Source organism: Massilia sp. CT11-108 (assembly GCF_047302915.1).
Taxonomy (GTDB): domain Bacteria; phylum Pseudomonadota; class Gammaproteobacteria; order Burkholderiales; family Burkholderiaceae_D; genus Telluria; species Telluria orientalis.
Genome location: NZ_JBKYMO010001718.1, coordinates 1 through 242 on the forward strand (window position 1 = coordinate 1; position 242 = coordinate 242).

1 protein-coding gene is annotated in these 242 nt (G+C 68.2%); it reads left to right on the top strand.

Going from position 1 to position 242, the window contains the following annotated elements:
• Positions 1-242 (top strand): PA domain-containing protein (locus ACEN88_RS36145; protein ID WP_413347189.1); only part of this gene is annotated, 242 nt, incomplete at both ends.

Below are 242 nucleotides of genomic sequence, written 5' to 3' on the forward strand. Positions count from 1 at the left end.
CTACGCCTCGTCGGCGATGGAAGGCTCGCCCGTCAAGACCGCGCCGGCACCGCTGGCCGACTTCGGCATCGGCGCCACCGTCAACTCGTCAGTCTCCGGCAAGGTCTGCCTGATCCAGCGCGGCACCGTCGACTTAGCGACCAAGGTAGCCAACTGCCAGAACAGCGGCGGCGTGGGCGCGATCGTATACAACAACGTGGCGGGCGCATTCGGCGGCACGCTGGGCACGACCCTCACGCCGA